The sequence below is a fragment of the Plesiomonas sp. genome (genome assembly GCF_051650925.1).
GTDB lineage: Bacteria > Pseudomonadota > Gammaproteobacteria > Enterobacterales > CAMTGL01 > Plesiomonas.
Genome location: NZ_JBOFRH010000135.1, coordinates 1 through 6,325, shown reverse-complemented (window position 1 = coordinate 6,325; position 6,325 = coordinate 1). Strand labels below are relative to the sequence as shown.

General features: G+C 50.2%; 5 protein-coding genes and 1 pseudogene. 5 read left to right on the top strand and 1 reads right to left on the bottom strand.

Annotated elements, in window-relative coordinates; translation table 11 throughout:
- From ACRC27_RS03010 to argA, 5 genes and pseudogenes are all read left to right on the top strand, one after another.
- A pseudogene (locus ACRC27_RS03010) lies at window positions 1–258 on the top strand (nucleoside recognition domain-containing protein); the annotation flags it as partial.
- 31 nt (window positions 259–289) lie between these two features.
- Window positions 290–751, top strand: a complete 462-nt coding sequence (locus ACRC27_RS03005; protein WP_438622787.1) for a YjiG family protein — start codon at window positions 290–292, stop codon at window positions 749–751.
- A 28-nt stretch (window positions 752–779) separates the two neighbouring features.
- Window positions 780–1,892, top strand: a complete 1,113-nt coding sequence (locus ACRC27_RS03000; RefSeq protein ID WP_438639164.1) for a M20 family metallopeptidase — start codon at window positions 780–782, stop codon at window positions 1,890–1,892.
- A gap of 449 nt (window positions 1,893–2,341) precedes the next feature.
- Window positions 2,342–2,680 carry a hypothetical protein gene (locus tag ACRC27_RS02995; protein WP_438622785.1) on the top strand — a complete coding sequence of 113 codons (339 nt, stop codon included), beginning with the start codon at window positions 2,342–2,344 and terminating at the stop codon, window positions 2,678–2,680.
- Window positions 2,681–3,309: 629 nt separating this feature from the next.
- Complete coding sequence (argA, locus tag ACRC27_RS02990; protein WP_438622784.1) at window positions 3,310–4,638, top strand: amino-acid N-acetyltransferase; 1,329 nt, start codon at window positions 3,310–3,312, stop codon at window positions 4,636–4,638.
- Here argA and recD read toward each other — a convergent pair.
- Window positions 4,622–6,325: exodeoxyribonuclease V subunit alpha (gene recD / locus ACRC27_RS02985; RefSeq protein ID WP_438639163.1), on the bottom strand; the 1,704-nt coding region annotated here is incomplete at its 5' end. The two genes, argA and recD, sit on opposite strands and share 17 nt — an antisense overlap.

The window sequence follows — 6,325 nt, the reverse complement described above, 5'->3', positions numbered from 1 at the left end:
CGCGAAAAAGATGTGTTTACCATGTTCCAGTTTTCCGCCGGCGCAATGCTGGTTAACTTCTTCTCTTCCGGTGCGGTGCTGTTCACACTCGCAGGCAGCGATGGCAATTTAGCCGTTCCAGCCTCTATCGGTACCTGTGTCGCGGTGATGTTTGTGATGAAAATTGTGGGTGCGAACCTGTTCCGTCTGTACCTAAGAGCAACCGAAGGGAACGACGATCAAGCACAACAGACCCCTTCAGCAACTCCACACGCATAAATCACTGGCCGATTACAAGAAGGATTAACCGATGAGCACACAAACTAAACCGATGATCACCGATATCTTCGTTGCCGGTGCACGTAAAGGCTGGAACATTGCCACCACCAGCACTGTTCCTAATATTTTGATGGCCTTTGTCATCATCAAAGTGCTGAAGATCTCCGGTGCACTGGAGCTGATGGCCACCATTTTTGAACCTGTGATGGGCTTATTTGGCCTACCGGGTGAAGCGGCCGCCGTACTGCTGGGTGGTTGGATGTCAATGGGTGGCGGTGTGGGTGTTGCCGTAAGCCTGTTCACTGACGGCACACTAACCGGAGAGCATCTGGCCATTTTAGCCCCTGCCATTTATCTGATGGGCTCACAAGTGCAGTACGCCGGCCGTATTCTGGGCGTTATCGGCACTCGCGCCAAGCTTATCCCTGTCATGATCGGTATTTCCGTACTGAATGCGTTCGGTGCAATGCTGCTGATGCGTGTCATTATCTGAATCGCGATAGAAGTTGAGGACAACACCAATGCAACTAGAAGCCTATTTAGCAGAACTCACGCCACTGATTAACGTTGATTGTGGAACCAGTACCGTCGAAGGCGTCGCCGTTATTGCCGATATTATGGCGCAAAAATACCGCGATCTGGGTTGGAAAACCGAAGTGGTTAATCTGGGCACACAAGCTGGCCCGGGTGTCGTTGCCATGAATAAACCGGATGCTGACCAGTTTGATGTGGTACTGATTGGCCACATGGATACCGTGTTTCCAGTCGGCACCGCGGCCGAACGCCCGATGAGCACCGATGCGCAGCGTGCATACGGTCCGGGTGTTTCTGACATGAAATCAGGTTTACTCAATATCGTCTGGGCACTGCGCAATTTAGATCAGGAGACGTTAAACCGCCTCTCTATCTGCGTGATCATGAACCCTGACGAAGAGATCGGCTCAATTCACTCGCACGAGTGGATCGCATCACTGGCTAAAAAAGGCAAATGTGTACTGGTTGCCGAAGCAGCACGTGCCGATGGCTCGCTGGTAAAAGCGCGTAAGGGCATGGCGCGCTATAAAATGACCTTCAGCGGCAAAGCGGCTCATGCCGGTAATGAGCCGGAAAATGGCCGTTCATCCATCAGTGAAATGGCGCACTGGATCATTGCCATGAATGATCTGACTAACTTTGAATCGGGTACAACGCTCAATGTTGGCATCGTCAAAGGCGGAAATGGCGCAAACATCGTGCCTGATCATGCTGAACTGCTGGTTGATATTCGCTTTTGGGATAACGCCGAATACGCCGATGTACACAACGAGCTGATAACGCTGCAAAGCAGCCCGTTCATTGATGGCGTAAACATCGCTATCGAACGTGAAGCGCACAAACCAGCCATGACTCCGTCTGCTGAGACCGAGCAGCTAATGGCCCTTGTTGAGCGCTGTGGCGCAGAAGAGAACATCGCTATTAGCTGGAAAGCGGTAGGCGGTGGCTCTGATGCTAACCTCACCGCATCACTGGGTATCCCGTCTCTAGATGGCTTTGGCCCTGTTGGTGCTGGTTTCCACAGTGCAGACGAGTACCTTGAGCTGGACTCTATCCTACCACGCATACGCCTGCTGCAACGCGTGCTGCGTAATCTGTAATCCCCGCATCGTACAATAAAGACCATTACGGGCAGCCGATTATGCTGCCCGTTTTTTTTCTGCAACTGCAATTTTATCACCCTCTTAATCACCCCCGTTGCCCTTCCGTTTTACAGGTATTTTACACGGGCTACCCACTGTTATTGCCTTTGCCATAATCGGGTTTTGAGTCTGCGTATTCACGCTTAGCTTATTTTTCCCCGCACCTTAGTGGAAAACTGTACTCACCGGCAGAAAAAACCAGAGCCGCATTTTGCATAGTGATGCAAATCACGCTTTTCACCCATAAAAACGTGATTTGCATCACATAAATAGATATAAATAATTTAACCCTTAAAATTCAATGACTTATAAAAGTAACAAAATCTTTCGATAAGTAACTAATTGCGATACAGTCAAACCTCTACCCCACATAAACGCTACGGTGATGGCATGCAGAGGTTACTACTATGATGATGATTGTTTCAGGTATTATGTTTGTTCTGACAATGGCGCTGTTTACCAGCTACTTTATTGTAAACGCACGTCTGTCACGCCAATGGAATATCCTGCCAACCAAACAGGAATACCTGAAAACGCATCCTAGTTGTGAATATCTGAATAAAGTAAAATGCAATCACTGCCATAGCCGCAATATTCACAATGTTGGCGTTGAACGCGCATACTCTTACCGCCGCCAACACGTATGTGGTAGCTGTGACAGCGCCCTGTTTCGCAGTGAATCTTACCAATTCCCGGGGATCAGCAATATTTACCCGTTTGCGCAAAATAATGAAATGCAGCGTTAATTCGGTAATATAACCCGTGCTGTAACACGATAATTACCCGATACTGCATAAGCCATACCTCGCAGTATCACTAAACAATAAAAGCCACACGGTAAACACCGCGGTGGCTTTTTTATTTATTCGAGTTCATTTCCCTCTTACTTTTGTGTTTATCTCTCTCTTGCTGCGCTCTAGCGGCGCTCTTGCCCTTTGTTTTTTTCTCTTTAATCCTGTGCTGTTTACCGGATATATATTCCCTGACTTTCCCCCGTAAAAATCAACAACCTATTTTTTATCCCGCATATTGCTGTTATTTCATTTTTTCTTGGCCATCTTTTTTTTGGGAAATAAGGGGGATAAAAAACATTTTTGGGAAGCAGTACACTATTCGTGTTTAAAGAAAATACGCACGTTCTCTTCTAAAAAGGTAGGCTATCCACACACACTGTCAGGCTAAGTTCCACACCAAAAGCAGAATGAAAAAAACAAATTTAGAACCGGTACTGTGTGGTTTTTATTCTGCTAACTGGTGATTTTATGGGCAATTATCCTTAATTAAAAAAAACTGTTGCAAACGCAACACCACTAGAATAAAAAAGCAAAATAAAGGAATAGTTATTCACATAATTAATCAGGTGAGGATACCCACATTGAAAGATCGCAGCATGGAGCTTGTTCATGGCTTCCGCCAATCAGCCCCGTATGTGAATGCACACCGTGGAAAGGTGTTTGTGATCATGCTCGATGGTGAAGTCGTCGAACATAGTAACTATAAAAATATTATCAGTGATCTGGGGCTGATGCATAGCCTGGGCATTAAGCTGGTGATTGTCTACGGCGCACGCCACCAGATAGACCGGCTGCACAGCCAGCAGCAACACCCCTGCCGCTACCACAAGCAAATTCGGATCACCGATGGGCGTAGCCTTGATCTGGTCAAACAGGCCGCAGGGCAACTGCAGTTAGACATTACCGCACGTTTATCGATGAGCTTATCAAACACGCCGATGGCCGGTGCGCATATTAATGTTGTCAGCGGCAACTTTGTGATTGCGCAGCCGCTCGGTGTTGATGATGGCATTGATTACTGCCATAGCGGGCGCATTCGCCGGATTGACGTTGACGGCATTCGCCGCCAGCTCAACAACAACAGTGTGGTGTTGCTCGGGCCGGTGGCAGTATCGGTCACCGGTGAGAGTTTTAATCTGACCTCTGAAGAGATTGCTACCCAACTGGCGATTAAACTTGATGCCGATAAAATGCTGGGCTTTTGTGCCGAGCGCGGGGCAACAACAGCCGAAGGGGATGTAATTTCAGAGCTGTTCCCGAGTGAAGCGTTAACACTGATCCATGCCCAAGAGATGCAGGGTGATTACCATTCAGCCACGGTGCGTTTTCTACGTGCCGCGGTCACGGCTTGTCGGGCGGGGGTGAAACGCTGCCATCTGCTCAGCTATGTGGAAGACGGCGCATTGCTGCAAGAGCTCTTCTCACGCGAAGGGATTGGCACACAAATTGTGATGGAGAGTGCCGAACAGGTGCGATCGGCGACCATTGATGATATTGGCGGTATTCTAGCGCTGATCCGGCCACTCGAAGAGCAGGGTATTTTGGTGCGTCGCTCACGTGAGCAGCTTGAAATTGAGATCAGCCAGTTTACTTTAGTTGAGCGTGATGGGCTGGTCATTGCTTGCGCTGCACTCTACCCATTTGCTGATGAGCAGATGGGCGAGATGGCGTGTGTTGCGGTTCACCCTGAATATCGCAACTCTTCGCGCGGTGATGTTCTGCTCGATCGCGTTCTGGTACAGGCAAAGCGTTTAGGCTTAAAACAGTTGTTTGTGCTGACGACCCGCAGTATCCATTGGTTTCAGGAGCGGGGTTTTAGCCCTGCCAGTGTGGATGTGTTGCCAGAAAAAAAACAGGCGCTGTATAACTACCAGCGCCAGTCAAAAATCCTGATTACTGATGTGGTGTAGTTGTTCGCATTAGTCTATCGCTAAACCCGCTACGTCGGACTGTCGGGGTATTGATCGCCTGTTGCAATACCCGCATATCGGTATACAACACCAACTGCTGTTTTGCGCGTGTAATGGCGGTATACACTAGCTCGCGCGACAGCAGCGGGCTGTGTTTATCCGGCAAAACCAAAACAGTATGGGCGAACTCTGACCCTTGAGATTTATGCACTGTCATGGCAAACACCGTTTCGTGCGCCGGTAGGCGGCTGGTCAGAAAGGATTTGATGCTGCCATCAGGCATCTCAAAACAGACCCGAAAGCGAGTTCGCCCCTGCTGATCGGTATCTGCCAGTGTCATGCCGATATCACCGTTAAACAGCCCCAGCACGCTGTCATTTTGCATGATCATAATCGGCCGCCCCTCATACCAGCGGTTGCCATCATCGCGCTGAATCAGCTTGGCCTGTTCCAGTTCTCGTTCAATGGTGCTGTTTAAGCCGCCAACGCCAAACGGCCCTTCGCGCAACGCACAGAGCAGTTGAAATCCGGCGAAGGTATGCAGTATATCGCGGATAGGCAACAACTGATCATCGGGTACGCCGGCACGCGCCTGCTCGGAACGTGAGCGCAGTTGTATCAGATATGCACGATAGCCCTGCACGCAACGCTTTAGCAGCTCACTGTAGTGCACCGCATCGAGCGGGTATTGCTGAATATCAGGGTACTGGCCACTGAACAGAGTAGCCAGATCGCGGCTATCTCCCTGATTGACTTTGCTAGCCAATACGCCAATGCCGGAGTGATCATCAAAGCGATAGCTCTTACGTAGTAAGCAGATCTGATCACGCAAGGCATCGCCCTGATCTTGTGCGTAGGGGATCAGATCCGATCCGATCACGGCACTTAACCACTGCGCTTGATCGAGGCTGTAACCTTGATCGGCCAGACGACAGATATCCCCCAGCACCGCTCCCGCTTCTACCGAGGCCAGTTGATGCCGATCGCCGAGTAATATCAGCCGCGCATGGTCCGGTAACGCCTCAACCAGACGCGCCATCAGTGACAGATCAACCATTGAGGCTTCATCCACCACCAGTAAATCAAGGTGCAAGCGGTTATCTTTATGGTGTCGGTAGCGGCTGCTGTTGGGTTGTGCGCCCAGCAAACGGTGCAGTGTACCGGCCTCGGTCGGGATTTTTTGCTGGATCTCGACAGCGACCGGTAGTTTTTCACGGGCGGCACTGATTGACTCACTCAGACGAGCAGCCGCTTTTCCAGTCGGCGCAACCAGTTTAATGCGCAAAGATTGCGGCGCTTGCGGCAATGCGTCTTCTTGCCGTAATCGGCTCTCTTGCAGCAGCAATGTGGCTAACAGGCGGGTAACTGTGGTGGTCTTTCCCGTTCCTGGGCCACCGGAGATAACCGACATCCGGCTGTTACAGGCAATAGCCGCGGCCACTTTCTGCCAGTTGACGGTGTCATCCTGCCCAAATAAGCGGTCTAAAATCGCTTTTTGCGCCGTAATGTTGTCGGTTTGTGCCTGATCGCCTGCCATGATCCGGTTTTCACTGTGTTGCAGATACTCGACGATCAGCCCCTCATCCTGCCATAAGCGGTGTAAATAGAGATAATCGCCGTTCAGTACGAGTGGTGTTGCGCAGCGTCCATCGCCTACTGCCATGCAGTGTTGTAACCTTGCCGGCCA

Bases quoted from the DNA above. Each gene is read 5' to 3' on its own strand.
- ACRC27_RS02995 (WP_438622785.1), top strand. From the start codon at position 2,342: ATGATGATGATTGTTTCAGGTATTATGTTTGTTCTGACAATGGCGCTG.
- ACRC27_RS03000 (WP_438639164.1), top strand. From the start codon at position 780: ATGCAACTAGAAGCCTATTTAGCAGAACTCACGCCACTGATTAACGTT.
- ACRC27_RS03005 (WP_438622787.1), top strand. From the start codon at position 290: ATGAGCACACAAACTAAACCGATGATCACCGATATCTTCGTTGCCGGT.